Origin of the sequence: Synechococcus sp. ROS8604, from assembly GCF_014279655.1 — a bacterium.
Classification (GTDB): domain Bacteria; phylum Cyanobacteriota; class Cyanobacteriia; order PCC-6307; family Cyanobiaceae; genus Synechococcus_C.
The window spans coordinates 527,214-550,189 of the sequence record NZ_CP047946.1; the positions used below are offsets into that span (position 1 = coordinate 527,214).

Consider the following 22,976-nt stretch of genomic DNA (forward strand, 5'->3'; position numbering starts at 1 on the left):
GGTGTGCCAAATGCTCAAATCGCTAAGCGCGGCAAGCGATGTTTGAAACTGCAGAGCACTTCCCAGGGGATTGAATCCGCAAGTTCCGCCCAGGATCTAGGGCTGATGGTTTGTTCTTCATCACGGCCCAGCAGAGTCACAACATCACCGCTGTCCAAGCCCTGGTGATCCGTTGCATCGAGGATCAGCTGATCCATGGTGATGGCTCCTACTTGAGGCAGCGAGTGGCCAGCATGTAGGGCGTGGATGCGTCCTGAAAGGCAGCGGCTCACTCCATCGGCATAGCCGATGCTGACAACGGCCAGACGACTGGGTCGCTGAGTGACAAAGCGGTGCCCATAGCTGACCCCAACCCCTGCAGGGACTTCGCGGATCAGGCTCACTTTGGCCTTAACGCTCAGCGCAGGCTCCAGGTTGAGAATCCCATCGAGATGTTCGCTGGGGCAGTGACCGTAGAGAGCGAGTCCCACGCGCACAAGGTCGTGGTGAAGGCGCGAATCCCGCAGGGTCCCCGCTGAGTTGGCGAGATGCCGCTTCAAGGTTGGGCTTCGCAGTTCGCGTGTGATGCTTTCGAAGCGTTCTTCCTGGAGCGTGGTGACCTGGGCTGCCTGCCCGTCGCGTTCTCCATCCGCTAGGGCTAGGTGGCTGTAAATGCCACAAAGGTGGAGTTGATCCAGCTGTTGGATGGCGTGGGCCAGCCGGTTGCCCTCTTTCCAGTCACAGCCCAGGCGGGTCATCCCCGTGTCCAGCTTGAGTTGCACGGGGAAACGTCGCCCACTTCTATCTGCCAGGTTTTGACAGAGCAAGGCCTCACGCATACTGCTGAGGGTGGGCATCAGCCGCCATTGCAGGCAGGCTCTGAGGTCATCGGGCTGGGAGAGATGCCCCAACACCAGCACCGGCTGATCAAGCCCTGCATTCCGAAGGTCGATTCCCTCCTGGAGTGTGGCGACACCAAAGCTCGTGGCACCACCACGAACAGAGGCTTTGGCCACGGTTTCTGCTCCGTGGCCATAGCCGTCGGCTTTGACGACAGCCATGAGATCACAGGAAGGACCAAGGTGGCGTTTTAGAGCACGGGCATTCGCTTCGATGGCAGAGTCCGACACCTCCAGCCAGGCGCGCTGGCGTGGGTTGGTCTCCGTTGGATCCTGAACCCAGGGAGAGTTTTGGTTGTCGGCGATCTGATCTCGCATGCGAGCAGGGTAGTGAAGATCACAGAGACGTCCCTGTGATTCTCGATAACATTCTTATAACTGGAGGGTTGGAATGGGCCAAGTTCTGGTTCTCAACGCCTCCTATGAACCCCTGAACATCACAACTTGGCGGCGAGCCATGGTGATGTTGATGAAAGGAAAAGCGGAAGGATTGGAGCACGACGAAAGCAAGTTGATCCGTCAAGGCACCCATCTGCCGACGGTGATTCGTCTTGTTCAGTTCGTAAGGGTGCCTTTTCGCCAACTTCCTTTGACGCGTCGAAACGTGTTTCAGAGGGACAACCATTGCTGTCAGTACTGCGGCTCGCGCACGGAGCAGCTCTCGATCGATCACGTCATTCCCCGCAGCCGCGGTGGTGGGGATAGTTGGGACAACATCACCACCGCTTGCTTGAGCTGCAATGTTCGCAAGGGCAGCCGAACGCCTGAGGAGGCGGGGATGCCCCTCACTCGTGTGCCAAGTCGTCCTCATAGCAGTCTCAGCTTTGAAGCCGTACGCCAGATCGACTCTGGTCGCTATCTCGAATGGGCCAAGTATGTGATTGGTGCTTAATCGATCTCTGTTCAATCAGCCTGTTCGCTGAGGTCGGCGAGTTTGCCTCGCTGTTCTTCGGCGATGCAGGCATCGATGACATCATCCATTTGACCCTCCAGAACGGGATCAAGGCTGAAGTTGCGTCCGAGCCGGTGATCTGTCATCCGGTTGTCTTTGGCGTTGTAAGTGCGGATTTTTTCACTGCGATCCCCCGTGCCCACTTGGGCGCGCCTAGCTGATCGTTCGCTGGCATTGGCCTCAGCAAGTTGGCGTTCGTAGAGCTTGGCGCGCAGAATCTCAAGGGCGCGTTCGCGGTTTTGCATTTGCGAGCGCTCTTGGGTGCAAAACACCCTGATGCCGGTTGGTTTGTGCATCAGGTCAACCGCCGTCTCGACTTTGTTGACGTTTTGGCCGCCGGCGCCGCCCGACCTGGCGGTGCTGATGTCCAGGTCGCGAGGGTCGATCTCCACTTCAACCGGATCAGCCTCTGGCATCACGGCAACCGTGGCCGTCGAGGTGTGAACCCGTCCTTGGGATTCTGTGGAGGGCACCCTTTGCACCCGATGCACGCCGGCTTCAAATTTCAGTTCGCTGAAGACGGCATCCCCCTTCACCGAAAGAATCAATTCTTTGTAGCCACCTAAATCAGCTTCGTTCGCGCTGACCGGTTTCACACTCCATCCCCGTCGATTGCTGAAGCGCTCATACATGCGCGCTAAGTCTCCAGCCCAAAGACAGGCTTCATCTCCACCTGCCCCAGCACGGATTTCCAGCATCACGCTGCGCTCGTCTCTGGGATCCTTTGGCAACAAAGCCAGGGTGATCCTTTGAATCAGATCGGCATGGTGGCGATCGAGTTCTTGAAGCTCTTGTTGGGCCAACTCTTCCATGGCTGCATCGCCACGGCTTTCTTTCAGCAGGCTTTTGGCTTGAACTTGCTCGGCTTCTACCTTCTGAAGGCTGGTGTAATCGAGAACCAGAGGTTCAAGCCGTGAACGCTCACGGGCAATGGTTTCTAGCCGCTGTGGGTCAGCGGCCACATCGGGATCTGCCAGCTGTCGCTCCAAATTGTGGAAGCTGCTGGTTGCCGCTTCCAAGCGACTGATCAGAGTTGTTGTGTCCATCCCCTCAGGGAGCAGTAATCAAAAAACCCCCAAGCGCAGACAGGTTCTGCGAGAGGAGGCTGGGCTCACGAGTTCCGGGAACTGATGGGCGTTATGAGCGCTCAGGACTCTTTAGAAGGCTCGTCTTTGGCGTCCTTTGTCTCGGAGGTGGTGTTATTAACACTGCCCATGCCGTATTTGCGCATGAATCGATCCACACGGCCTTCGGTGTCGAGAATCTTCTGCGTGCCTGTAAAGAATGGATGGTTTCCACTCCAGACATCGACATTGATTTCAGGCTGGGTGGAGCCGGTGGTCATGACAACTTCACCGTTGCAAATCACCTTTGCATCCGGATACCAGGTTGGGTGAATGTCGGGCTTAGGCATGGGAACAAAAAAATGGGTGATCTGGTGAAAATCAGCGCTTGGAGAACTGAGGCGCTTTACGTGCCTTCTTCAGTCCGTACTTGCGACGTTCCTTCGCACGAGGATCTCGGCTGAGATGACCTTCGGTTTTCAGTGGCTTGCGGTTATCGACCGAGAGTTCGCAGAGTGCTCGTGCAGCTCCTTGCTTGATGGCATCCGCCTGACCTGTCAGGCCACCACCGCGCACGTTCACAAGAACGTCGTACTCGGTGCTGAGTCCCAGGGTCTGAAGAGGGGCTTTCACCGCAGCCAAGTAGGCGGGGTTGTAATTCAGATAGTTGTCGCCAGGGCGCCCGTTAATGGTGATCGTGCCATTGCCGGGAACCAAGCGAACACGGGCGACAGAGGTCTTGCGGCGACCTGTGCCCCAATAAACGACGGCGTTGTTTGAGCTACTCATTGTGCGGAAGCGGCAGGGTCGAGCTGGAGGGTCTTGGGTTGCTGGGCGGCATGGGGATGCTCGGTGCCCTTGTAAACCTTGAGTTTGCGGAACAACTGGCGGCCCAGGGCGTTGTGGGGAAGCATCCCTTTGATCGCTTTCTCAACGATGCGCTCTGGAAGACGCTCCTGGAGGTGCTCGAAGGTTTCCACCTTCATGCCACCTGGACGGCCTGAGTGACGGCGATACAGCTTCTGCTGGGGTTTCTTGCCTGAAACTCGGATTTTGTCCGCATTCACCACGATGACAAAATCGCCAGTGTCGAGGTGAGGAGTGAAGCTGGCTTTGTTTTTTCCACGCAGCACAGCAGCCACTTCAGTCGCTAGGCGACCGAGGGTTTGATTCTCTGCGTCAACCAGATACCACTGGCGGTCGATCGAATCAATGGAGGGAACGGAGGTCTTGTTCATCGCGCCGGCATGCCGGTTCTCGTATACCCCGTCGCAAGCGGCGGAGCTGGGCAGGGAGCATCAGATCACTTGAGTGATCTGATCAAAGCTCAAAGATCGAGTTTACCTTGTCACTGGTCTTGGTTTTTGATTCCTAGACCGGGGCAGCGGGCTTCCTCAGGCAATGGGCTTATTGGTTTTGCGGCCAAGGCGGAGGATCCGGAGGAGGATCGCACGTCGCCAAAGCAAACCGCGGTTGGCAATCGTACCAGCCACCTTTGCTGAATAGATCCTCCGGGTATCCAGCTCTCAGCAGGCAGAGGCCATGGGGTGGGGCGGCTTCTCGCACTTCGTCTCGACGACGTTTCCGCCAGCGCTGTTCAAATCTTTGTGGGGTGAGGCGGTGTTCGCCGACGGAGATGAGTTGCCCCATCAGGAGTCGAACCATTCCATAGAGGAAGCCGCTGGCCTGAATCTCCACGCATAAGAGATCGCCGTCTCGTTCAATGTTGACGTCTTGGATGGTTGTCCTTGAGTGAGATCGGCGGCTGCCTGCGCGTTGAAAGGCAGCGAAATCATGCTCTCCTTTCAATGCAGAGAGCGCGTGCGCCATCGCTTGCTCATCGAGTCGCCTCTGGTAGCGATGCCAACTCCAGGGAGCCAAAAATAAATTGGGCCTGCGGCCGTTATAAATCGTGTATCGGTAGCGCCGATAGATGGCCGAATAGCAAGCATGCCAACTCAGAGGGCGCTCGATGGCTTCGCGCACACGGATGCTCCCAGGCAGGCGCCCATTCAGTGCTGGTGCCCAGCGACTCGCTGGTATCGGGCCACTGCAGTCAAAGTGGACAACTTGGCCTGAAGCATGAACACCGGCATCGGTTCGCCCCGCGGCGATGGCCTTCACGGGTCGGTGTGGATCGAGGGCTGCAATGGCTTTTTCCAGAACGGCCTGCACGCTCTGACCCCGTCCTTGGGTCTGACGCTGCCAACCACAAAAAAAAGATCCCTCGTACTGCAAGCTGATCGCAATTCTCTGAAGAATTGGACTTTCAGCCTCAGACGAGGGATTTGGGGCCACAGGCAACACGGATGAAGCTGTGTTGATTGGGTGAATCAGACCAGCTCAATAATGGCCATCTCAGCGTTGTCGCCACGCCGAGGCACCGTGCGGGTGATGCGGGTGTATCCGCCGTTCCGATCCCCGTAGCGTGTTGGTGCCTTGTCGAAGAGGGCGTGGACCAACTGCTTGTCGTAGACATAGCCCAGAACGCGACGCCTTGAGGCGAGACTTCCGTTCTTGGCCAACGTGATCATCCTCTCGGCTTCATCACGCAGAGCCTTGGCTCTCGCTTTGGTTGTCGTCACCCGGCCTTCGCGGATGAGCTGTGTTGTGAGTCCGCGAAGCAACGCCTTGCGTTGGTCAGCCGGGCGGCCCAGCAGGGGAACTCGACATTGGTGGCGCATGGTTCTAAGAGAAAACTGAGGGAAGTAGGGGTCAGACGCTAGTGCGACTTTGGGGGATCGAAATGCCGATGCGCTCGAGGGCTTCGATCACTTCATCAGCTGACTTCGAGCCAAAGTTTTTGATCTCAAGAAGATCTTCGTAACTGAAACCCATCAGGTCAGAGACTGAATTCACCTGGGCGCGCTTAAGACAGTTGTAAGCCCGAACAGAAAGATTAAGCTCTTCGAGGGGGATTTGAGCTTCGGCAGAAGGCTCAGGCTCTAGCCCTGGCTCTTCCACCATGGTGACGGTGGCAAGAGGCTGGAACAGCTCAATGAGCTGATTGGCAGCCTGGGCAATCGCATCATCCGGGGTCATCGATCCATCGGTCACGACTTCCATGCGGAGTCGTTCGCGGGCAGATCCACCTTCGGCAACAGCGGTTTCATCCGTCGAGAAATTCACGCGATGAACAGGCATAAACACAGCATCGATCTGAAGTAGATCAATGGCGCTCGTGTCTTCGTTATGGCGATCAACAGGGCGATAGCCGACGCCGCGCTCAACATGAACTTCCAGTTCAAGGTTGTGCCCTTCGCTGACAGTGGCGATCGGACGCTCACCATCCACCACTTGCACTTGGGATGAGAACTGCAGGTCCTTGGCTTTTACGGTTGCAGGTCCCGAGACGATCAGACGGCCGATTTCCAGTTCGTCTGTACGACTATTAACCGTGAGCTGCTTGCAGTTGAGGAGAATGTCGAGCACGTCTTCGCGCACACCTGGAATGGTGGCGTATTCGTGATTAACTCCAGCAATGCGGACAGCGGTAACGGCTGTGCCCTCGAGGTTGCCCATGAGCATCCGTCGGAGGGAGTTCCCGAGAGTCGTTGCTTGACCACGCTCGAGGGGACCGATGAGAAAAACACCGGTCTGCGAGCGATCATCTGTGATCTGATGCTCGATACGGTCGATCTGGTATTGCAACACGGGCTGAAGCGGAGAGAGTGAAGTGGGCCTGGGCTAATTCGCTGAGATCTTCAGACACGACGCCGCTTGGAGCGGCGGCACCCGTTGTGAGGTAGGGGAGTGACATCGCGGATCAGGGTGATCTCCAAGCCAGCAACTTGAAGAGCGCGTATGGCTGTTTCCCGTCCGGAACCAGGTCCACGGACAAGGACTTCAATTTGACGCATGCCTTGCTCGAGAGCGCGGCGAGCGGCAGCTTCTGCTGCGGTCTGTGCAGCAAACGGGGTGCCCTTGCGAGCCCCTTTAAACCCACTGGCTCCAGCAGACGACCAGGAGATAACTTCTCCTGTGGTGTCTGTAATGGACACGATCGTGTTGTTGAACGTGCTTTGAATGTGGGCAACTCCGTTGGGGACGTTGCGTTTGGCCTTTTTGGGGCCTGATTTCTTTGCGGGCTTGGCCATGGGCTAGAGCCTGAGGGGGGTAGGGCTGTAATGAATGAAGAGAGAGACCGATTGAATCGGGCAGGCTTATTTCTTCTTGCCGGCCACGGTCTTCCTGGCGCCACGGCGGGTGCGGGCGTTGGTGCGGGTGCGTTGACCGCGCACGGGAAGGCTCATTCGATGACGACGCCCACGCAGGCAACCAATGTCTTGCAGGCGCTTGAGGGCCATGCCCTCTTGACGCCGTAGATCTCCCTCGATTGTGAAGGACTCAGTGGCGTTGCGCAGTTTCTGCACATCATTGTCCTCGAGATCCTTCACGCGGATGTCAGGGTTGACTCCGGCTTTGGTGAGGATGGTCTTGGCCCGAGTTGAGCCGATTCCGTAGATGTAAGTAAGTGCGACTTCGATCCGCTTGTCGCGGGGAATGTCAACACCAGCAATCCTTGCCACTGAGCAAATAATCGAGGGGGAACAGTTGCCGCCTGTTGGCAGCGAATGATGCGGTCAGAGTATGGAGCGAGGGATCATCCCTGGCGCTGCTTGTGCTTAGGGTTTGGGCAGATCACCATCACCCGGCCGTGGCGACGAATCACCCGGCACTTTTCACACATTTTCTTGACCGAGGCGCGCACCTTCATGGGGTGTGGCTCTCCAAAATTCCAAACAAGGAATTTACCACAGCGACCTAGGCAAGAACACCTTCGATGCGCTCAGTGATCGCTTCGATGCTGCCATGGGCTTCCACCGATTGCAGCAGACCCCGCTGTCGGTAATGCTCAATCAGAGGCTCGGTTTTGTCTGCATAAACCACGAGTCGATTGCGGATTACGGCTTCGTTGTCGTCGTCTCGCCCCCTCGACAACAAGCGTTCGATCAGGACGGCGTCATCCAGCTCAAGAAGCACGACGGCTTCGATGGGTTGGTTGAGTTCCTTGAGGAGCGGATCGAGCGCTTCAGCCTGGGCAACATTGCGTGGGAATCCATCCAACAACCATCCCTCACCATTCAGGGCTCCAAGCTGGGCTTTCACGATGGCGAGTACGAGCGAGTCGCTCACCAGCTCTCCACGATTCATCACGGTTTCGGCTTCTTTGCCCAGTTCGGTTCCCGCCGACACTTCCGCGCGAAGAAGATCACCAGTGGAGAGGTGACGTAAGCCATGACGATCACATAACAGTGCCGCTTGGGTTCCTTTTCCAGCGCCGGGAGGACCTAAGAAAAGCAGTCGTTGTTTCATGGAAATTGGGTTGACTGGATTGTGAATGCCTTATTGGCGAACAAGTCCTTCGTAGCGCTGGGAGATCACGTAGGTCTGAACTTGTTTGGCGGTGTCGATCGCGACACCAACGAGGATTAGAAGTGAGGTGGCACCAAGTCCTTGGAAGGTTGTGACTCCCGTGGCCCTCTCAACGGCTGAGGGAATAATGGCCACAGCGCCAAGGAAAAGTCCGCCAAGAAGGGTCAATCTATTTTTAACTCCCTCCAGATAGGCAGCTGTTGCACTACCGGGCCTCACTCCTGGGATGGCAACTCCGCCTCGTTTGAGGTTGGTGGCAATGTCACTCGGATTGAGAGAGAGCGATGAATAGAAATAGGCGAATCCCAAAATCAGGGAGAAGAACACGAGCGCGTAAGGCCATGGATTGGCTGCGCCGGGATTTAAGGCGCTTGCCGCTCGAATCAGGATTGGATTATTGGTGACGTTCGCGATCGTGATCGGCAAAAAGATCAGCGCTGACGCGAAAATAATTGGCATCACGCCACCGGCATTGAGCTTGAGGGGGAGATAGCTCTGACGACTTGGGAGGAGCGCTGTCCCCCCTACCTGGCGCTTGGCACTGACGATGGGTAAGCGTCTAGCGCCTTCCTGAACAAAGATGATCCCAACAATGGTAATCAGGAAAACCAAAACCAGGACAATGATCCCCACAACATCTCCACGGTCTCCGGTCTGAGCCTTCTCAATCGTTGACCCCAAGGCCTTCGGGAGAGTGGCGACAATATTCAAAAAGATCACAAGGGAGGCCCCTTGTCCGATGCCTCGTTCCGTGATCACTTCACTGAGCCACATCACGATCATCGAGCCTGTCACCAAGGCCAGCGCTGTTTGGACGACAAAGACGACGTCGCTTAATCCTTCAACGGCGTATTGGCGAAGAATCATCGCAAAAATGACGCTTTGCACCGTTCCCCATCCCAGCGCCACGTAGCGGGTGATTTGGGCGATTTTTCGCCGACCAGCCTCGCCTTCGTTTTTCTGTAGGTCCTCGAGTTGGGGGAGCGACGCTGTGAGCAGTTGGATGATGATCGAGGCGTTAATGAAAGGCAGGATGCCTAGGGCAAACACGCCAAGGGTGGAGACTCCTCCTCCAGTGAAAATGTCAAGGAAGCCAATGAGTGTTCCTCCCTGCTCAATAAATTGCTCAAAGGCAACGCGATCGATCCCAGGCATGGGGATGTAGATCCCCAGCCTGACAAGCATGAGCAACCCCAAGGTTGTGAGAACCCGGCCGCGCAGCTCAGGGTTCTGCACCAACTGGGTAATCACTTCAGTGGCGCTGGGGTTGCGTCCCCGACTGACAAGCATGGAGAAGGAAGAAAAGAATGGGGCTGATGCAGCAAAGCCGCCCCCGGACCGGAATCCAGTGGGACGGCTCAGACCTTAGATCTGCGCGGAGCAGATCGTATGGGCGAGATCAGTCGAGAACCTCGCAGGTCCCACCGGCGGCTTCGATTTTGGCGCGAGCAGAGGCCGTAAAGGCTGCTGCCTGAACGGTGAGCTTGGCTTTCAATTCACCGTTGCCAAGAATCTTGAGGGGACTCTTAGGGCTAGTGACAATGCCATCTTTTACGAGCGAGTCGAGATTGACGGTGCTGCCAGCCTTGATGTCGTTCAGTGCACTCACGTTCAGAACGGTGAATGACTTTGGATTGATCAGGGTGAAGTGCTTGAGCTTCGGCACCCGGCGATAAAGCGGCATCTGGCCGCCTTCAAATCCAGGACGGGTGGGACGGCCTGAGCGGGACTTTTGTCCGCGCATACCGAAACCGCAACTAGCACCCTGACCGGCTGCAATACCACGGCCCTTACGCAATTTGCGCCGACGAGCACCTTTGTTGGGTTTGAGAGAGTCGAGTCTGAGAGTCATGGGGGAAATCAGGAGTAGATCTGCTCGAGGGAGATCCCCCGTTCCTTGGCTGTCTCCTTGTGGGTGCGGAGAAGTTGCAGGGCCACCATGGCAGCCCGAGCGTTATTAAGAGGGGTTTTGCTTCCTAGGCGTTTCGCCAAGACATTTTTAATGCCTGCGAGTTCGAGGACCGTGCGGATGGATCCACCGGCAATTACACCGGTACCAGGTGCGGCGGGACGAATGAGAACACTCGCTGCGCCGTCACGACCATTCGACAGGGTCGGGATCGAGTTGTGGCGGGTCAGAGGCACTTTTACCAAATGCTTTTTGCCATCAGCGACTCCCTTGCGTACCGCACCGATGACATCGCCGGCCTTGCCGACACCAACGCCGACCTGACCGCGCTCGTTGCCGACAACAACGATGGCGCGAAAGCTCATCTTTTTGCCACCCTTCACGGTTTTGGAGACCCTTCGGATCTGCACAACGCGCTCTTGCCATTCGGAATCACGTTCTTGGCCACGGCGACGGTCGCCGCGACCGCCGCGACGGTCACCGCGGCCGCCTCCGCCTCCGCGGCGCTGTTCCTGTTGTTGGCCTTGACCTTCAGCTGCTGCCGGAACGTCAGAAGCCGATGGCACGTCGTTGGAGGTGGTCTGGTTGTTGGGTTCGGTCGTCATAGTGAGAGCAGGATCAGAACTGAAGGCCCGCTTCCCGGGCGGCATCGGCCAGAGCTTTCACTCGGCCGTGGTACAGGTTGCCGCCTCGATCGAAGACAACTTGTTGGATGCCTTTGGCGATGGCACGTTTGGCCACTAAGTCGCCAACGGCACCGGAGGCATCACAGCTGCTGCCATCAGCTTTGAGGCTGGATCGCAGATCTTTGTCGAGCGTTGACGCAGAACACAAGGTGCTCTGCGCATCGTCGTCGATCAACTGAGCGTAGATGTGACTGTTGGAGCGAAACACGGCCAGTCTGGGACGATCGGCAGTGCCACTGAGATGGCGACGCAGACGCCTGTGGCGTTTCTGGGTCTGCTGTTTGCGGGAGAGGGTCGACATGGTGGGTAAAGCTGAAGGGTGTCTGGCAGGGAATTACTTCTTGCCCGACTTGCCTGCCTTACGCAGGATGCGCTCGCCCGCATATTTAATTCCTTTGCCTTTGTAAGGCTCGGGAGGACGGATGGCGCGGATCTTGGCGGCTTCATTGCCAACCAATTCCTTGTCGGTGCCTGAAACGGTGACGTTGGTGTTGCCTTCCACCGCGAAGGTGATGCCTTCAGGGGGCACCATTTCAACGGGGTGGCTGTAGCCAGCGCTCACCACAAGGGTTTTGCCTTTGACCTGGGCTCTGGAGCCCACGCCAACGATCTCCAGCTTTTTGGAGTAGCCCTGACTCACTCCGATCACCATGTTGGCGACGAGAGTTCTGCACAGACCGTGGCGTTCACGGGAACTGCGTTTTGTGCTGGTGGGTGCCACCACGATGGAGTTATCCACCTGGTTAACACTCACACCAACGGGAAGGGTGCGTTTGAGCTCTCCCTTGGGCCCCTTCACAGTGACGGCGAGGCCATCGAGTGTGACATTCACCTTGTCGGGAATGGGGATTGGACTTTTACCAATACGTGACATGGTTCAGGTTCCGGGTCAATAGACGTAGCAGAGCACTTCGCCGCCCACGCCTTGCTTGCGGGCGTCGCGGTCGCTCATCACACCCTTGGAGGTGGAGATGATGGCTACCCCTAGTCCTCCGAGGACCTTGGGCAGGCCGCGCGTGTTTTTGTAAATGCGAAGGCCAGGTTTGCTGACCCGTTGCATGGAGCGAATGGTGGGTTGGCGGTGTTTGCCGCTGTACTTGAGCTCCAGCACCAATTCGGTGCGGACACCCTCGCCTTGCTCGCTGATTTCAGCGATGAATCCCTCTTGTTGCAGCACTTTGGCAATGCTGCGGGACATGCGAGATGCTGGAACTTTTGTGGACTCGTGACGTTTTTCACTCGCATTGCGGATGCGAGTGAGCATGTCGGAAATTGGGTCGTGATTAGCCATAGTGGTTTCCGAGGGGGGCTCAGTTGCTGCGGAATGGCATTCCCATCTCGCGGAGGAGGGCCCGGCCCTCTTCATCCGTGCGGGCAGACGTCACGATTGTGATGTCCATGCCTCTGATGGCGTCGATCTTGTCGAAAGAGATCTCAGGGAAAATGATTTGCTCTCTAACTCCCACGGTGTAATTCCCACGGCCATCGAAGCTTTTCGGGCTAACGCCTCGAAAATCCCGAATGCGGGGCAGCGCCAAGTTGATGAAGCGTTCTAGAAACGCGTACATGCGATCACCCCGGAGGGTGACAGCACATCCAATCGGCATTCCCTGGCGGATTTTGAAAGCTGCAATGGCTTTCTTGGCTCTGGTGATGACAACTTTTTGGCCTGTGATTTGGGCCAATTCGTTCACCGAAGCCTCGAGAGACTTTGCATTGGTGGCTGCTTCGCCGAGTCCGCGGTTAACGGTGACTTTCAGCACCTTGGGAACTTCATGAATGTTGGAGAGACTCAAATCTTTCAGCAATTTTGGCTGAATGGTCTCCCGATAGCGCTGTTTTAGTGACATGGCTGGGGGAAAGGACTTCTGGGCTTGGTCAGAAGAGCGATTGAGGTGATCAGTCGATCACTTCGCCTGTTTTCTTAAGGCGGCGCTTTTTGCTGCCGTCTTTTTCGGTAATCAGTTCAATGCGACTGGCAACCTTTTTGGTTGTGGAATAGAACATCACATTGGAAGCATGCAGGGATGCTTCTTCAGTGACAATTCGTCCAGTTTCACCTTCCTGGGTGGGCTTGACGTGACGGGTTCTCATATTGAGTCCCTCCACGATCACCCGGTTTTCGTTGGGCAAAGTGCGCAGGACTTCTCCTGTTTTGCCTTTGTCTTTGCCGGCAATCACCTGAACGGTGTCACCTTTACGAAGGCGCATCTTGATGCGCTCAGCTGGGGCTGATTTGGATGTTGCGGTAGCCATTTCAGATCACCTCCGGAGCGAGGGACACGATTTTGGTGAAACTGCGTTCACGCAATTCACGGGCAACAGGTCCAAAGACGCGAGTGCCTTTTGGATTTTTGTCGTCGTTGATGATCACGGCTGCGTTGTCATCAAAACGAATGGAATTACCTGTATCGCGACGCATGGTGGCTTTGGTCCGAACCACAACGGCTTTTACGATGTCGGATTTTTTGACACCCATGTTGGGCATCGCATCCTTCACGGTGGCCACGATCACATCACCAACGTGTGCGTAACGGCGATTGGTGCCGAGAACGCGAATGCATTGGATCCGTTTGGCGCCACTGTTATCAGCAACCGTGAGGAATGTTTCCTGCTGAATCATTTGGACACCTCCTCAGCTTTAGGGCTTTGACTGAGGACTTCAGCAATGGCCCAGCGCTTGTGGCGGCTGAGTGGACGTGTCTCGGTAATTCGGACACGGTCACCAACGCGACAGGCGTTGTCTTCATCGTGGGCTTTGTAGCGGGTGGTGCGGCTGACCGTCTTTTGATAGATGGGGTGGGGGAAGCGGTTCTCCACCGCCACAACCACCGTTTTGTCCATCTTGTCGCTGACGACGGTGCCGACCCTTTCTTTGAGTGCCATGGAAGGTTCTCCTTAAGGATCAGGAAGCAGCGGAGCGCTTGCGCTCCGATTGCACCGTCAGCAACTGAGCCAGTTTGAGACGGCTCTCCTTGAAGCGGTGCGTGTTGCCCAGCTGGCGGGTGGCCTGCTGGAATCGGAGTTCGAACAACTCGCGGCGGAGGCCGTCAATTTGTTCGGTGACATCTGCGTCAGACAATTGGCGCAGATCTGTTGCTGTAGGACGTGCCATGGTCAGGACTCCACGGTTGAAGTAGCAGCCTTGGTGCCGGCTGGCTGTTCCTGTTCATCGAGTGCGATGAACTTTGTTTTGATCGGGAGCTTGTATTGCGCTAGGCGCATGGCTTCCTTCGCAATCTCAGGGGTGATTTCTTCACCGCCCATCTCGAACAGAATCCTTCCGGGCTTGATCACCGCAACCCAGAATTCTGGGTTGCCTTTACCAGAACCCATACGGGTTTCGGCGGGGCGCATGGTGACGGGCTTGTCCGGAAAGATTCGAATCCAGATTTTTCCACCACGTTTGACGTAGCGGGTCATGGCACGTCGGCTGGCTTCGATTTGACGCGAAGTGATCCAGCCGCACTCTTGGGCTTGCAAGGCAAACTCACCAAAGGCAATGGTGTTACCTCTGGTGGCGACACCGCGCATGCGGCCTCGCTGTTGTTTGCGGAATTTGACTCTTTTGGGACTCAGCATGGTTTAGGCCTCCGGTTCAACCCTCGTTTGAGCGGTCTTCGAACTGTTGGGGCCTACGACCGGCCCGACGGCGGGGATTGGCTCCCACCGGGATCTGCTGTTGGGAGTCGTCGCTCAAAACTTCTCCCTTGAAGACCCAAACCTTGATGCCCAGAACGCCATAGGTCGTGCTGGCCACTTTGGTGGCGTAATCAATTTCGGCGCGAAGGGTGTGCAAGGGCACACGTCCTTCCCGCGTCCATTCAGTACGAGCGATTTCTGCGCCATTGAGACGGCCGCTGACTTGGATTTTTAGGCCAAGGACGCCGGCTCGTTGAGCGCGCTGAACGGCCATGCGGATGGTGCGGCGGAAGGCCACGCGTTTCTCGAGTTGCTGAGCGATGTACTCAGCAAGAAGAAATGCGTCAGCGTCCACGCGCTCGACTTCAACCACGTTGATTCGAACCTGACGGCTCGAGTCACCTACGGTTTTTTGAATGCCGCTGCGAAGATCTTCGATTCCGCTGCCTTGACGGCCAACCAGCACACCGGGGCGTGCAGTTTTGAGCTCAACCTCAAGTTGATCAGCCTTGCGGGCGATCAGCACATCGCTGATGCCAGCAGAGCCGTATTTCTTGTGGATGAATTTGCGAATTCGATCGTCCTCTTGCAGGAGGGCGGGATAATTTTTGCTGGATGCGTACCAGCGTGACCGGTGCTCCTGGGTGATCCCCAGGCGTAAGCCGGTTGGATGGATTTTGTGTCCCATTCAGACGGTGTGCTCGGGGGGTCAGGAGTCGGTCTGAGCTGCCACAGCAATGCTGATGTGGCAGGTCTGTTTTTTGATCGCGTAGGCGCGACCTTGAGCGCGGGGCCGATACCGCTTCATGGATGGACCCATGTCAGCGGTGGCCTGGGAAATGATCAGGGTTGCTGGGTCAAGTCCGAGGTTGTGCTCAGCATTGGCTACAGCGGAACGAAGCACTTTCGTGATCGGACCGGTGGAGCGGTAGGGCATGAACTCGAGCATGATCAGCGCGTCGCGGTAAGTGCGACCACGGATTTGATCCAGAACACGGCGCACCTTGGATACGGAGCCGCGGATAAAGCGGCCGTGCGCTTGGGCAGTGGTTGCCGTTGGGGATGACGTTGTCATGGTCTCAGCGGCCTCCTTTCTTGTCTTTGATGTGGCCCTTAAAGGTGCGTGTGGGTGCGAATTCACCCAACTTGTGCCCCACCATTTGCTCAGTCACGAAGACTGGAACGTGGGTTCTGCCGTTGTGAACGGCGATGGTATGGCCGATCATCATCGGCAAAATTGTGGAGGCCCTGGACCACGTCTTGATCACTGACTTGTCGTCAGCGGCGTTTTGCTTTTCAACCTTGCGAAGAAGGCTGTCAGCAATAAATGGGCCTTTTTTGAGAGAACGTCCCATGGCGGATTAAGCGAACTGCAAAGCGGTGAGTGACATCAGGAATCGCGTCCGCCACGGCTCCGCTTGGACGTCTTGCGACGTTTCCGGAGGACGAACTTGTTGCTGGGCTTATTCCGCTTGCGGGTTTTTAGGCCCAAAGCGGGTTTGCCCCATGGAGTGACAGGTCCCGAGCGCCCGATAGGAGCACGGCCTTCACCACCACCATGAGGGTGATCGCAAGGGTTCATCACGCTGCCTCGGACCTGGGGACGACGCCCCAGCCAACGACGGCGACCAGCCTTGCCCAAGCTGGTGTTGCGAATTTCGGCGTTGCCGACTTCGCCAAGAGTGGCGAAGCACTCACGCCTCACGAGGCGCACCTCGGTGGAGGGGAGCTTGAGGGCGACGTAATCACCCTCCTTGGCCATCACCTGAGCACTCGCACCTGCGGTACGAACCATCTGACCACCGCGACCGGCATAAAGCTCGACGCAATGAACACTGGAACCGAGTGGGACGGCTGAGAGCGGCATGGCATTGCCGATCTCGATCGGTGCATCCGTGCCTGAAACCACCGTTTGGCCGATGCTGATCCCAGCTGGGGCCAGGATGTAGCGCTTCTCACCATCGGCGTAAAAGAGCAGGGCCAACCGCGCATTGCGGTGGGGGTCGTAGTGAATCGCGGCCACTTTGGCGGTAACACCATGCTTGTTGCGACGGAAGTCGACCAAGCGATAGAGGCGTTTGTGACCACCACCGCGATGGCGGCAGGTGATAACACCGCGATTGTTGCGTCCTTTGCGGCGGTGTTTGGAGACCACCAAGGAGCGTTCCGGCTTGCGGCCGGTGACTTCACTGAAGTCTGTGACCACCCGGGTTCTGGTACCGGGGGTGTAAGGGCGGAAAGTACGAATTGCCATGACGATTCAGCCCCCTCAGGACTCAGGGAAGAGTTGGATGGAGTTGCCCTCGGCCAGGCGCACCACGGCTTTCTTCACTTGAGCGCGCTTACCGGCAAAACGGCCGATACGACGACTCCTGCGAGGAGGATTCATGGTGCTAATGCCCGTGACCTTGACATCGAAGAGCTGCTCGATTGCAGCTTTGATGTCGGGCTTGGCGGCGCGATGGTCCACCTCAAACGTGTATTGGTTTTGTTCCAATGCACGGGTAGCCTTTTCAGTGATCAGCGGGCGGCGGATCACATCGGCCAGACGTCCGGTGAAGCGCTCAGTCATCGCCGTAGACCTCCTGAATCTTTGCGAGAGCGTCCTCGCCCACAACCAGTTTGTTGGCGTGGAGCAGATCGAAGACGTTGAGTTGGTCGGCTGCGATCAGCTTCACGGTCTCCAAGTTCCGAATGGAGCGTTGCACCGCTTCGGAAGGATTGGTGAGGATGATCAAAACCTTGCTCGTGGCAGAAACGTCAAGTCTCCCCAGAGCATCGATGATCTCTTTGGTCTTTGGAGTCGTCAGCGTGGTGGCGAAATCCTTCACCACCACGAGATCCTCAATACGCGCCATGAGGGCGGTACGAAGGGCTGAACGACGTTCCTTACGGTTCATCGCAAGGTTGTAGGACCGGGGCTTCGGTCCAAAAATGATGCCGCCACCTGGACGCAGTGGAGTGCGAACAGATCCCTGGCGTGCGCGGCCCGTACCTTTTTGTTTGTAGGGCTTGCGTCCACCACCTCTCACCTCTGATCGGGTCAGGGTGCTTGCGGTGCCTTGGCGGCTATGAGCCTGCTGACGCAGCACTGCGCGATGCATCAGGTCAAGGGCACTGGTTTCTTTGGCAACCTTCAAGTCAAGGCTTGCCTTGCCAGCTTCTTTCCCTTGCCAATCGCGAACGATGCAGTTAGCCATCACTTACCTCCTTTAGCGGGCTTGGCGGCCACCCGGTTTGCGGGACGGATGTTCAGCAATGAACCTGGTTTCCCGGGAACAGAACCTTTCACCACAAGAAGATTGCGATCGCTGTCAATTTTCAGGATCGTCAAACCACGGGTGGTGATTTTTTTGCCGCCGTAGCGACCGGACATCCGCTTGCCTGGATAGATCCTGCCTGGCGTTGTGCCGGCACCGATCGAACCGGGTTGGCGATGATTTTTGGAGCCGTGCGTCATAGGACCACGACTGAAACCATGGCGCTTTTGCAGACCAGCAAAGCCACGACCCATGGTGTCGCCACTGACGTCTACTTTTTGACCAGCCGCGAAATCACCCACGGTGATGGCGCCACCCACCTGAATCCCGTCGAGATCGTCGACGCGGTATTCACAGAGGTGGCGAAGGAGATCTTCGCCGGATTTGGCGAGATGGCCTTTCGCAGGCTTATTGATCAGCTTTTCGCGAATGTCGCCAAAGCCGATCTGTACGGCTTGGTAGCCGTCAGTGTCTGAACTTTTGAGCTGGGTGATGCGGCAAGGACCCGCTTCGATCAATGTGACCGGAACGGCTTTTCCTTGCTCATCGAAGAATTGGGACATGCCCAATTTCTTCCCAAGAATGCCGATAGACATGGAGATAAGAACGCCAGCGTGAACAACCGCTTATTCGCAAAGGAATGAAGAGGCCTAAAAGGGCGCTGATCGTATTAACGCAGTCATGACCGTCATCCTCTCGCCAATGGCGAACAAGAAGGCGGATTGGGGCTAGCGAGCGAATCAGCTGGCTGAGACTTTCCGTGCAATGGTTTGCTCGGTGAGTTTCTCGGCAGTACAACCAATGAATTGGTGAGGCTGCTCTGGCCTAGGGATCCGGCGCAAACGCCGAACCTGCTCTGCGATCTGGAGGCCCGGCTAGCGGACGGGCACAGTTCAACAGTGCAAATAAAGACACTACAGCATGGCGATCAAGCCACTGACTGGTGGCGTTTAACTGCCAGAATCCTGTTATTCGATCCAAATTCATGCCGCTGCTGCTGTCTGGTCGTGGTTTCCGCCGTGAGCTGGAGTCGGCAGGTTGCATGGCTGTGTTTGCGCCCCTCGAAGGTGGTGCTGAAACGCGTTTATTGCGCCGATTGCGCGGAGCTGGATATCGCACGCAGCTTTCCTCTGCCCGCGGTCTGGGCGATCCAGAGGTGTTTTTATTCCAAAAACATGGAATTCGTCCGCCCCACCTCGGGCATCAAAGCGTTGGCCGCGGTGCCGCTGTGGGGGAGGTTCAGGAGGTGATGCCACTCCTTGGTGAAGCGATGTTGGGGACGAAGCCGGTTGCGTTATGGCTGCTTGAAGGCCAAGTCCTATCGCGCTCAGAATTGTCAGCCCTGTGTGATTTGTGTTGTCGAGAGCCTCGTTTGAAAGTGGTGGTGGAAATGGGAGGCGCGCGAAGCCTTCGTTGGCAACCCATGAATGAGCTTCTGAACAACTGAATTCCACCGTGACCACTGCTCTGCAGAGAGTGGATCCCGGTGAGCTCGCTCTGGCGAATGGATCCTGGGTCAAGTTGATCTGCGGAGCCAGCAACCAAGATTTGGCCACGATCGGAGATCTTTGCGCGCTCTTCGCTGTTGCAGGCGTTCACTGCGTGGATGTGGCTGCAGACGCTGCCGTTGTGCGTGCTGCTCGTGAGGGCCTCGACTGGGCCTGGGAGCGCACCAGACGACGCCCCTGGTTGATGGTGAGTGTGAGTGACGGACATGATGCCCATTTCCGCAAGGCGGTTTTTGATCCAGACCTGTGCCCCCCAGATTGCTCACGGCCTTGTGAGCGCGTGTGTCCAGCCGATGCCATCCGGGCAGGTGTCGGCGTTGATGAACGGCTTTGCTACGGGTGCGGTCGCTGTTGGCCGGCATGCCCGCCCCAAATCATTCAATCCTTGGATCGTCGGGTGGGCCTGCATGACTTGGCTTCCCTTCTTCAATCCTTGCGTCCCGATGCTTTGGAAATACATACGGCGCCAGGGCGCATGCCTGCTTTTCAGGCAACATTGGAACAGGTTCGTCTTGCGGATGTCCCCCTGAGGCGGCTGTCAGTCAGTTGTGGACTGGAAGGCCATCACGTCACGGTGGAGTCGCTTTCCAGAGAACTGTGGCAGCGCCATCAAGCCTTGCGTGCGCACCAACAACGCCCGCTTTGGCAGCTTGATGGTCGTCCCATGAGCGGTGATCTTGGGGTTGGGACGGCCCGCGCCGCCGTTGGTTTGTGGGAGCGGCTTCAGCCCTTGGCGCCGCCTGGTCCCTTGCAGTTGGCTGGTGGGACCAATACAGCAACGGTTGGATTGCTGCCATCCCAAGGGGGAGCGATGGGACCTGCTGGTGTTGCTTTTGGTGGGGTGGCGAGGGCGCTGGTGCAGCCCTTTTTTCAAGCGGCGCAAGACCGGGGATGTCGTTTGCGCGACTGGCCGGATGGCTGGGCTCAGTCTCTGCAAGCTGCTCGCCTGTTGATTGCTCCCTGGTTGCGGCGTAGCTGATCGCACTCCAACCTCCTGTTCCTCTTGCTATGACTGTTTTCGGTCCGATTGCTGGCCGGCTGAGCCATGACGACCGAGCGCATTACCGACGACTTAAACCGACTCGTTTCTTTGCTTCCAGCAGAGCTTCAAGCCTCGTTGGCTTCCCCGGAGTCCAGAGACCAACTGCTCGAGGTGGTACTCGACCTTGGACGTGTTCCAGAAGCTCGATATTCAGGTGGGTCCACCCCCCTTGGAAGCAGCACCATTACGCGCGCCGATCTGCAGGCGATGGTGGAACGTCTCGGCCAGTTTGGCTCTGATAACAGGGCGGGCATTGAGCGAACCTTGCATCGGATCAGTGCCATCCGTAACCGCCGAGGGGAGGTGGTGGGTTTGACCTGCCGCGTTGGTCGCGCGGTGTTCGGGACGGTGGCGATGGTGCGCGATCTTCTCGATAGCGGTGAGTCCTTGCTTCTGATGGGCCGGCCCGGGGTCGGGAAGACAACGGCTTTGCGCGAGATCGCTCGCGTTCTCTCCGATGATCTGGGGAAGCGTGTTGTGGTGATCGACACCAGCAATGAAATAGCGGGAGATGGCGATATCCCCCACCCTGCGATTGGTCGAGCGCGGCGCATGCAGGTGGCACGCCCAGAGCTTCAGCATCACGTGATGATCGAGGCCGTGGAAAACCACATGCCTGAGGTGATCGTGATTGACGAAATCGGCACCGAGTTGGAAGCGCGTGCAGCCCGCACGATCGCGGAACGGGGGGTGACTTTGGTGGCGACAGCGCACGGCAATGCCCTGTCCAACCTGATCAAAAATCCAACCCTGTGCGATCTCATTGGTGGCATTGAATCCGTCACCCTGGGCGACGATGAGGCGCGTCGTCGTCGCAGTCAGAAAACGGTGCTTGAGCGGGCGGCGGAACCGACGTTCTCAATGGCCGTTGAGATACATAGTCGTAGTTGCTGGGCCGTGTATCGAGAGGTGGGACGAGCGGTTGATACCTTGCTGCGCGGGCATGTCCCCAGCCCTGAAGAGCGGAAGATGGCTTCCGATGGACGCGTTCTGCGCGTTGAACCCCAGGTGTCTCCCTCGCCCTTGCGTCGCCCTTTCTTGGCGCCGGTCCCGCTTCCAGATCCCGTTGATCCAAACCCACATCAACCCGTGGAGATGAGGGCTGCACCGTCAGCGTTAAAAGAGGCTCAGGCGCCGTCAACGCTGCTTCAGGTTCTCTGTTGTGGCCTGAGCGAGCAACGGCTGGATGAAGCGGTTCGCCGACATGACTGGGCTGTGCAAGCGGTGGATGATCTCGTGCAGGCCGATGTGGTGCTGAGCGTTCGCCAAGGACTTGGCCGTCAACCTGAGCTGCGTCGTCAAGCGAGAGACGCAGGCGTTCCCATCTTGGTGATCAAATCCGACACCCTCCCTCAAGTGGAGAGGGCCTTGGAGCGTTTGTTGATGCGCCGTGATCATGGAGTGAGCGATCGAGACTCTGCGGACTCTGGTGATCAGTCCGATGCCTCTGCTGCTCTTGAGGAATGCCGTCGGGCCGTTGAGCAGGTGGTGGTTCCGCAAGGCCGTCCCGTGGAGCTGCTTCCCCGCAACGACGATGTGCGCCAAATGCAGGCAGAGCTCGTTACGCGCTACCGCCTTCGTAGCGATGTGTATGGCACCAGTGGTCAGCGGCGACTGAGAGTGTTTCCACCTTGAATCAGGGATTCGTTGTGAGAGGTGGATTGACGAAGGTCACTATGTTGTGGGTAACTATGTATGCACTAGCAGGGACCACCAGTTTGGTGGTGCTGAGCTGGGGTTAATGGGCCGTCGCCAAGCGGTAAGGCAGCGGGTTTTGGTCTCGCCATTCCTAGGTTCGAATCCTAGCGGCCCAGTTTTTCCGGATTCCCGGTGTCACTACAGCCTCTCCTCGTTTTCGATTTCGACGGGGTGATCCTCGATGGGATGGACGAATATTGGTCGAGTTCCCGAGTAGCTTGCCGATCCTTGCTCCAGGGGGTGCTCCTGCCGGAGCACACACCGAACATTTTCCGTCAGTTGCGTCCATGGGTGCACCACGGCTGGGAGATGGTCCTGATCGCTGCCTTGCTTCAAGAGTCCGATGGACCGTTGCAGCGTCTTGGTGCTGATGCTTTTGCCGCTGATTATGACCAGCAGCTCCAAGCCGGTCTCCATCGGTTTGGATGGAATCCATCGCTGCTTCAAGACTCCCTGGAACGCGTTCGTCGTCAGGCCGTGTCTGCTGATCGTTCCGGCTGGGTGGCATTGCATCAGCCGTTTGAGGGAGTGCCGGAGCGTTTGTCGCGCTTGGAGGAAGAGGGGGTGGCTTGGTCTGTGCTCACCACAAAAGGGCGTGATTTCACGGCCGAGTTGCTTGATGCTTTTCAGCTTCGACCCGTAAGGCTTGATGGCAGAGAGTCCGGGCCAAAGCCTGAGGTGTTGGTGCGATTGCGCCGTGAATGGGCGCTGAGGGGGTTTGTGGAAGATCGGCGGGCCACCCTTGAAGCGGTATTGGGGACTCCAGGGCTAGAGGGGCTGCAGTGCTTTTTGGCCGATTGGGGATACCTGCGTCCGGCGGACCGAGAGGGGTTGCCGGAAGGGCTTGATTTGCTTTCGGCCAGCCAATTTGCAGCCCCCTTGGCGATCTGGCCCTGATTCGATAACGTACATGTGTACTAGGTGAGACAAGTGGCGTTGGTTGGGGCACTGGATGATCTGT

The 22,976-nt window shown here is 57.2% G+C and carries 36 protein-coding genes and 1 tRNA gene; 6 read left to right on the plus strand and 31 right to left on the minus strand.

What is annotated here, in order from left to right:
* Positions 1-14 precede the first annotated feature (14 nt).
* Positions 15-1,196 (minus strand): alanine racemase, encoded by a 1,182-nt coding sequence (alr, locus tag SynROS8604_RS02670; RefSeq protein WP_186545045.1) that lies wholly within the window; start codon positions 1,194-1,196, stop codon positions 15-17.
* A gap of 73 nt (positions 1,197-1,269) precedes the next feature.
* Between alr and SynROS8604_RS02675 the strand changes: the two genes are divergently transcribed.
* The gene (locus SynROS8604_RS02675; protein ID WP_186545046.1) at positions 1,270-1,770 is read left to right on the plus strand and encodes an HNH endonuclease; all 501 of its coding nucleotides are present in this window, start codon (positions 1,270-1,272) and stop codon (positions 1,768-1,770) included.
* 11 nt (positions 1,771-1,781) lie between these two features.
* Here the strand turns inward: SynROS8604_RS02675 and prfA are convergent, their stop codons facing one another.
* From prfA to rplC, 30 genes are all read right to left on the minus strand, one after another.
* The gene (gene prfA, locus SynROS8604_RS02680; protein WP_186545047.1) at positions 1,782-2,876 is read right to left on the minus strand and encodes a peptide chain release factor 1; all 1,095 of its coding nucleotides are present in this window, start codon (positions 2,874-2,876) and stop codon (positions 1,782-1,784) included.
* 101 nt (positions 2,877-2,977) lie between these two features.
* On the minus strand, positions 2,978-3,244 hold the full coding sequence (gene rpmE / locus SynROS8604_RS02685) for a 50S ribosomal protein L31 (RefSeq protein ID WP_186545048.1): 267 nt from the start codon (positions 3,242-3,244) through the stop codon (positions 2,978-2,980).
* A gap of 31 nt (positions 3,245-3,275) precedes the next feature.
* The gene (rpsI, locus tag SynROS8604_RS02690) at positions 3,276-3,683 is read right to left on the minus strand and encodes a 30S ribosomal protein S9 (RefSeq protein ID WP_006854801.1); all 408 of its coding nucleotides are present in this window, start codon (positions 3,681-3,683) and stop codon (positions 3,276-3,278) included.
* Positions 3,680-4,132 (minus strand): 50S ribosomal protein L13, encoded by a 453-nt coding sequence (gene rplM / locus SynROS8604_RS02695; RefSeq protein WP_006854802.1) that lies wholly within the window; start codon positions 4,130-4,132, stop codon positions 3,680-3,682. The genes rpsI and rplM overlap by 4 nt, the downstream gene beginning before the upstream one ends.
* A gap of 169 nt (positions 4,133-4,301) precedes the next feature.
* On the minus strand, positions 4,302-5,192 hold the full coding sequence (gene truA, locus SynROS8604_RS02700) for a tRNA pseudouridine(38-40) synthase TruA (RefSeq protein ID WP_186545770.1): 891 nt from the start codon (positions 5,190-5,192) through the stop codon (positions 4,302-4,304).
* Between the two features lie 35 nt (positions 5,193-5,227).
* The gene (rplQ, locus tag SynROS8604_RS02705) at positions 5,228-5,578 is read right to left on the minus strand and encodes a 50S ribosomal protein L17 (RefSeq protein ID WP_006854805.1); all 351 of its coding nucleotides are present in this window, start codon (positions 5,576-5,578) and stop codon (positions 5,228-5,230) included.
* 31 nt (positions 5,579-5,609) lie between these two features.
* Complete coding sequence (locus SynROS8604_RS02710) at positions 5,610-6,548, minus strand: DNA-directed RNA polymerase subunit alpha (RefSeq protein WP_186545049.1); 939 nt, start codon at positions 6,546-6,548, stop codon at positions 5,610-5,612.
* 50 nt (positions 6,549-6,598) lie between these two features.
* The gene (gene rpsK, locus SynROS8604_RS02715) at positions 6,599-6,991 is read right to left on the minus strand and encodes a 30S ribosomal protein S11 (protein ID WP_006854807.1); all 393 of its coding nucleotides are present in this window, start codon (positions 6,989-6,991) and stop codon (positions 6,599-6,601) included.
* Between the two features lie 66 nt (positions 6,992-7,057).
* Entirely contained in the window at positions 7,058-7,423 is a 366-nt protein-coding gene (rpsM, locus tag SynROS8604_RS02720; protein ID WP_006854808.1) for a 30S ribosomal protein S13, read from the minus strand.
* Positions 7,424-7,497: 74 nt separating this feature from the next.
* Positions 7,498-7,611, minus strand: coding sequence for a 50S ribosomal protein L36 (gene rpmJ / locus SynROS8604_RS02725; RefSeq protein ID WP_011618382.1), 114 nt, complete (start codon positions 7,609-7,611; stop codon positions 7,498-7,500).
* A gap of 47 nt (positions 7,612-7,658) precedes the next feature.
* Positions 7,659-8,210 carry an adenylate kinase gene (locus tag SynROS8604_RS02730; RefSeq protein ID WP_186545050.1) on the minus strand — a complete coding sequence of 184 codons (552 nt, stop codon included), beginning with the start codon at positions 8,208-8,210 and terminating at the stop codon, positions 7,659-7,661.
* Between the two features lie 30 nt (positions 8,211-8,240).
* Positions 8,241-9,560, minus strand: a complete 1,320-nt coding sequence (gene secY, locus SynROS8604_RS02735; protein ID WP_186545051.1) for a preprotein translocase subunit SecY — start codon at positions 9,558-9,560, stop codon at positions 8,241-8,243.
* Between the two features lie 109 nt (positions 9,561-9,669).
* Positions 9,670-10,122: a 50S ribosomal protein L15 gene (gene rplO / locus SynROS8604_RS02740; RefSeq protein ID WP_006854811.1), complete on the minus strand. Its 453-nt coding sequence runs from the start codon at positions 10,120-10,122 to the stop codon at positions 9,670-9,672.
* 8 nt (positions 10,123-10,130) lie between these two features.
* Positions 10,131-10,784, minus strand: a complete 654-nt coding sequence (rpsE, locus tag SynROS8604_RS02745; RefSeq protein WP_038014840.1) for a 30S ribosomal protein S5 — start codon at positions 10,782-10,784, stop codon at positions 10,131-10,133.
* A gap of 13 nt (positions 10,785-10,797) precedes the next feature.
* A complete protein-coding gene (rplR, locus tag SynROS8604_RS02750; RefSeq protein WP_006854813.1) occupies positions 10,798-11,166 on the minus strand; it encodes a 50S ribosomal protein L18 in 369 nt (122 codons plus the stop codon).
* Positions 11,167-11,199: 33 nt separating this feature from the next.
* Positions 11,200-11,739, minus strand: a complete 540-nt coding sequence (gene rplF / locus SynROS8604_RS02755) for a 50S ribosomal protein L6 (protein ID WP_186545052.1) — start codon at positions 11,737-11,739, stop codon at positions 11,200-11,202.
* Positions 11,740-11,754: 15 nt separating this feature from the next.
* A complete protein-coding gene (rpsH, locus tag SynROS8604_RS02760; protein WP_006854815.1) occupies positions 11,755-12,156 on the minus strand; it encodes a 30S ribosomal protein S8 in 402 nt (133 codons plus the stop codon).
* A 19-nt stretch (positions 12,157-12,175) separates the two neighbouring features.
* Positions 12,176-12,715 (minus strand): 50S ribosomal protein L5, encoded by a 540-nt coding sequence (rplE, locus tag SynROS8604_RS02765; RefSeq protein WP_006854816.1) that lies wholly within the window; start codon positions 12,713-12,715, stop codon positions 12,176-12,178.
* Between the two features lie 49 nt (positions 12,716-12,764).
* On the minus strand, positions 12,765-13,121 hold the full coding sequence (rplX, locus tag SynROS8604_RS02770) for a 50S ribosomal protein L24 (protein WP_038014845.1): 357 nt from the start codon (positions 13,119-13,121) through the stop codon (positions 12,765-12,767).
* A 1-nt stretch (position 13,122) separates the two neighbouring features.
* On the minus strand, positions 13,123-13,488 hold the full coding sequence (gene rplN / locus SynROS8604_RS02775; protein WP_006854818.1) for a 50S ribosomal protein L14: 366 nt from the start codon (positions 13,486-13,488) through the stop codon (positions 13,123-13,125).
* On the minus strand, positions 13,485-13,751 hold the full coding sequence (rpsQ, locus tag SynROS8604_RS02780; protein WP_006854819.1) for a 30S ribosomal protein S17: 267 nt from the start codon (positions 13,749-13,751) through the stop codon (positions 13,485-13,487). The genes rplN and rpsQ overlap by 4 nt, the downstream gene beginning before the upstream one ends.
* Positions 13,752-13,770: 19 nt before the next feature.
* Positions 13,771-13,980, minus strand: a complete 210-nt coding sequence (gene rpmC / locus SynROS8604_RS02785) for a 50S ribosomal protein L29 (RefSeq protein ID WP_006854820.1) — start codon at positions 13,978-13,980, stop codon at positions 13,771-13,773.
* 2 nt (positions 13,981-13,982) lie between these two features.
* A complete protein-coding gene (gene rplP, locus SynROS8604_RS02790; RefSeq protein WP_186545053.1) occupies positions 13,983-14,447 on the minus strand; it encodes a 50S ribosomal protein L16 in 465 nt (154 codons plus the stop codon).
* A 16-nt stretch (positions 14,448-14,463) separates the two neighbouring features.
* Positions 14,464-15,195 carry a 30S ribosomal protein S3 gene (gene rpsC / locus SynROS8604_RS02795; RefSeq protein ID WP_006854822.1) on the minus strand — a complete coding sequence of 244 codons (732 nt, stop codon included), beginning with the start codon at positions 15,193-15,195 and terminating at the stop codon, positions 14,464-14,466.
* Between the two features lie 21 nt (positions 15,196-15,216).
* Positions 15,217-15,582 carry a 50S ribosomal protein L22 gene (gene rplV, locus SynROS8604_RS02800; protein WP_006854823.1) on the minus strand — a complete coding sequence of 122 codons (366 nt, stop codon included), beginning with the start codon at positions 15,580-15,582 and terminating at the stop codon, positions 15,217-15,219.
* A 4-nt stretch (positions 15,583-15,586) separates the two neighbouring features.
* A complete protein-coding gene (rpsS, locus tag SynROS8604_RS02805) occupies positions 15,587-15,862 on the minus strand; it encodes a 30S ribosomal protein S19 (RefSeq protein ID WP_006854824.1) in 276 nt (91 codons plus the stop codon).
* A gap of 35 nt (positions 15,863-15,897) precedes the next feature.
* On the minus strand, positions 15,898-16,761 hold the full coding sequence (gene rplB / locus SynROS8604_RS02810) for a 50S ribosomal protein L2 (protein ID WP_006854825.1): 864 nt from the start codon (positions 16,759-16,761) through the stop codon (positions 15,898-15,900).
* Positions 16,762-16,776: 15 nt separating this feature from the next.
* Positions 16,777-17,079, minus strand: a complete 303-nt coding sequence (locus tag SynROS8604_RS02815) for a 50S ribosomal protein L23 (RefSeq protein ID WP_006854826.1) — start codon at positions 17,077-17,079, stop codon at positions 16,777-16,779.
* The gene (gene rplD, locus SynROS8604_RS02820) at positions 17,072-17,707 is read right to left on the minus strand and encodes a 50S ribosomal protein L4 (protein WP_115070692.1); all 636 of its coding nucleotides are present in this window, start codon (positions 17,705-17,707) and stop codon (positions 17,072-17,074) included. Before rplD ends, SynROS8604_RS02815 begins: the two co-directional genes overlap by 8 nt.
* Positions 17,707-18,363, minus strand: coding sequence for a 50S ribosomal protein L3 (gene rplC, locus SynROS8604_RS02825; RefSeq protein WP_186545054.1), 657 nt, complete (start codon positions 18,361-18,363; stop codon positions 17,707-17,709). The genes rplD and rplC overlap by 1 nt, the downstream gene beginning before the upstream one ends.
* A 389-nt stretch (positions 18,364-18,752) precedes the next feature.
* Between rplC and SynROS8604_RS02830 the strand changes: the two genes are divergently transcribed.
* From SynROS8604_RS02830 to SynROS8604_RS02850, 5 genes are all read left to right on the plus strand, one after another.
* On the plus strand, positions 18,753-19,214 hold the full coding sequence (locus tag SynROS8604_RS02830; RefSeq protein ID WP_186545055.1) for an NAD(P)H-quinone oxidoreductase subunit N: 462 nt from the start codon (positions 18,753-18,755) through the stop codon (positions 19,212-19,214).
* Between the two features lie 8 nt (positions 19,215-19,222).
* On the plus strand, positions 19,223-20,254 hold the full coding sequence (locus tag SynROS8604_RS02835) for an LdpA C-terminal domain-containing domain (protein WP_186545056.1): 1,032 nt from the start codon (positions 19,223-19,225) through the stop codon (positions 20,252-20,254).
* A gap of 66 nt (positions 20,255-20,320) precedes the next feature.
* A complete protein-coding gene (locus tag SynROS8604_RS02840; RefSeq protein WP_186545057.1) occupies positions 20,321-21,952 on the plus strand; it encodes an AAA family ATPase in 1,632 nt (543 codons plus the stop codon).
* 107 nt (positions 21,953-22,059) lie between these two features.
* Positions 22,060-22,131 (plus strand) — tRNA-Gln (locus SynROS8604_RS02845).
* Positions 22,132-22,147: 16 nt separating this feature from the next.
* Complete coding sequence (locus SynROS8604_RS02850; protein WP_186545058.1) at positions 22,148-22,912, plus strand: HAD family hydrolase; 765 nt, start codon at positions 22,148-22,150, stop codon at positions 22,910-22,912.
* The last annotated feature ends 64 nt before the right edge of the window (positions 22,913-22,976 follow it).